Here is a 3,391-nt window from a genome sequence, read left to right on the forward strand (position 1 = left end):
CGGCGACAAGACCACGGAGCAGAAGACCACGGAGCGTTCCACCTCTGAGCGTCAGAACTCGGAGCAGAACACCACTGAGCGCTCGACCTCCGAGCGTCAGAGCACTGAGCAGAAGACCAGTGAGCAGAACACCACTGAGCGCTCGGCTTCTGAGAACAACAGTGGCGGCAACAAGCAGGCCGGCGGTGACAAGACCACCGAGCAGAAGGCCAGCGAGAAGAAGACCACCGAGAACAACGGTGGCGGCAACAACGGCGGAAGCAACAGCAACGCCAATGCTGGCAGCGACAAGCAGGCCGGTGGAGACAAGCAGGCCAAGGCCGGCGAGAACAAGGCCGGGGCCGACAAGGGCAACAACCTGAGCTCGAACGCCAAGGACTCCTCCTCGGAGAACCGGGCCGGCGGTGAGACCACCAAGGACAGCGGCAGCTCCCTGGCCCGTACCGGTGCCAACGGCCTGCTCTTCGGCGGAATCGCCGCATTCCTAGTCGTGGCAGGAGGCGCCGCCCTGGTGCTGCGTCGCCGCAACAAGGCCTGAGCCGCATCTGACCTGATCCGCTGACGTTCCCACGTCCATGGGAACAGCGTCGCTGCCGGGGGACGACACGCCACGTGTCGTCCCCCGGCAGCGTCGTGCCGTACCTCAGGCACTGCCGGTGTCGATCAGAAGGTGAGACAATCGCCCGGCGCGCCCCCATGGGCCGCGCATCCCTCGCAGACAGGAGTTCTTATGCCCGGTCAGAACCTGACTCGTCTTGAGGCCGCCGAGCGCAGCGCAACCGTACGGACCCAGAGCTATGACGTCGTCCTCGATCTCACGCGCGGCGAGACGGTCTTCGGCTCCACCACCACGGCGCGGTTCACGGCCACCCCGGGTTCCTCCACCTTCATCGACCTCATCGCGCCGACGGTCCGCTCCATCACGCTCAACGGCGCCCCTCTTGACCCCGCCGAGGTCTATGCGGACTCACGTATCGCGCTGAAGGATCTGGCCGCAGACAATGAGCTGGTCGTCGTCGCCGACTGCGCCTACATGCACACCGGAGAGGGGCTGCACCGCTTCACCGACCCGGCCGACGGCGAGACCTATCTCTACAGCCAGTTCGAGGTCCCCGACTCCCGGCGGGTATTCGCCGTCTTCGAGCAGCCCGATCTCAAGGCCTCCTTCACCTTCACGGTCACCGCGCCGGCGAACTGGACGGTGCTGTCCAACTCCCCCACTCCTGACCCGACTCCCACCGAGGCCGCCGATGGTTCAGGGGACGCCCACACCTTCGCCTTCGCCCCCACCGAGCCCATGAGCTCCTACGTCACGGCCATCGTCGCCGGGCCCTATGTCGGTGCGACCGACGAGTACGTCGCCGGAGACGGACGCGTCGTGCCCCTGGGGGTCTACTGCCGAAAGAGCCTGGTCGAGCACATGGACTCAGAGGAGATCCTGGACCTGACCAAACGGGGCTTCGCCTACTACGAGGATCTGTTCGCCACCCCCTACGCCTTCACCAAGTACGACCAGATCTTCGTTCCCGAGTTCAACGCCGGGGCGATGGAGAACGCCGGTTGCGTCACCCACCGCGACGACTACATCTTCCGCTCCAGGCCCGTCGAGGCCCGTGTGGAGCGGCGAGCCGTGACGATCCTGCACGAGCTGGCTCACATGTGGTTCGGGGACATGGTCACCATGACCTGGTGGAACGACCTGTGGCTCAACGAGTCCTTCGCCGAGTACACCTCCACCCTGGCCACCGCCGAGATCACCCGTTGGAACCAGGCCTGGACGACCTTCCAGACCCTGGAGAAGGGGTGGGCCTACAACCAGGACCAGCTGTCCTCCACCCACCCCGTGGCCGCGGAGATCCACGACCTGCACGACGTCGAGGTCAACTTCGACGGCATCACCTACGCCAAGGGGGCCTCGGTCCTGGCCGCGCTCGTGGGATACGTGGGCCGGGAGAACTTCTTCGCCGGCATCCAGCGCTACCTGGCGGCACACGCCTACGCCAACGCCGAGCTGAGCGACCTGCTCCGCGAGCTGGAGGAGGTCTCGGGACGCGACCTGAGTACCTGGACCCGCCTGTGGCTCCAGGAGGCCGGTGTGACGACCCTACGCACGCAATTGGCCACCGATGCCGACGGCCTCATCACCCAGGCGGCCGTCCGCCAGGAGATCCCCGCCGACTCACCGGCCTCGCTGCGCCCACACCGGGTGGCGATCGGCTGCTACAACCTGACCGGCCAGGGAGCCGAGGCGCGCCTGGAGCGCACCAACCGCATCGAGCTCGATGTCGACGGCGAGCTGACCGAGGTTCCCGAGCTGGTCGGCGCCAAGCGGGCGGATGTCCTCGTCCTCAACGACGACGACCTCACCTACGCCAAGGTCCGCCTCGATGAGGACTCACTGTCCTTCGGCCTCGAGCACATCGAGGCCTTCACCGACTCCCTGCCGCGCTCGATCGTCCTGGCCTCGGCCTGGGACATGGTGCGCGACGGCGAGCTCGCCGCCTCCCGTTTCCTCGACGCTGCCCTGCGGGCGCTGGGCGTGGAGGAGCATTCCTCGGTCATCCAGGGACTGCTGGGACGTATCACCACCTGCCTGTCCGGTTTCCTGCCCCCGGCCGTACGCCGCGACCTCGCCCCGGGCACCGCCGACCGGCTGCTGGGGCTGGCGCGGGCGGCCCAGCCCGGCAGCGACAAGCAGCTCCAGCTGGTCCGGGCCCTGGCCGCTCACGCCGTCACCGATGAGCAGCTCGACGTCGTCGCCGGGCTTGTGGAGGGGAGCCAGGCTCTGGGCGGTCTCGACGTCGACCAGGACCTGCGCTGGGACCTGCTGATCGGCCTGGTGGCAGCCGGCCGCAGCGGGGAGGAGCAGATCCGCGCTGAGGAGGCCCGGGACCGCACGACCACGGGACGCGAGCGCGCCGCCGAGGCCCGGGCGTCGATTCCGACCCCGGAGGCGAAGCAGGCCACCTGGCGGGCCCTCGTCGACGACGCCTCCATGCCCAATGAGACCCAGGTGCGCGTCCTGCGGGGCCTGACCAATGTCGAGCGCCACCCCGAGCTGCTGGCTCCCTTCGTGGGGGCGTATGTGGAGGCCATCGACTCCGTGTGGTCCTCGCGCACCTTCCACATGGCTGAGAACCTGCTGACCGGCTTGTGGTCCTGTGCCACGGTGGGCCTTGCGGGCGCTGACGACCCTGCCGCCGCCCTGACGGGATGGTTGGAGTCCCACGCCCAGGCTCCGGCCGCACTGCGGCGGATCGTGCGAGAGAACCTCGACGACACGCTGCGCGTGGCCAGAGCGCAGGCCGCTGAGGCCCGGAGCGTCCAGTAGCCGCCTCGGGTCCCGGTCCGGGGCGCAACCCGGACCGGGACCCGACGACACCATGAGTTG

General features: G+C 68.2%; 2 protein-coding genes. Both read left to right on the forward strand.

All coding sequences use genetic code 11. The features are described from left to right. The coding region (locus HMPREF3165_RS04390; RefSeq protein WP_141745008.1) for an LPXTG cell wall anchor domain-containing protein at positions 1-538 on the forward strand (538 nt) is incomplete at its 5' end. Positions 539-730: 192 nt separating this feature from the next. Next, the gene (pepN, locus tag HMPREF3165_RS04395) at positions 731-3,331 is read left to right on the forward strand and encodes an aminopeptidase N (RefSeq protein WP_070511114.1); all 2,601 of its coding nucleotides are present in this window, start codon (positions 731-733) and stop codon (positions 3,329-3,331) included. Positions 3,332-3,391: the final 60 nt, after the last annotated feature.

The sequence above is a fragment of the Actinomyces sp. HMSC08A09 genome (assembly GCF_001807465.1).
Lineage (GTDB): Bacteria > Actinomycetota > Actinomycetes > Actinomycetales > Actinomycetaceae > Actinomyces > Actinomyces oris.

Excerpts from the sequence above, each read along its gene's own strand:
- pepN (WP_070511114.1), top strand. The coding sequence starts at position 731 with ATGCCCGGTCAGAACCTGACTCGTCTTGAGGCCGCCGAGCGCAGCGCA.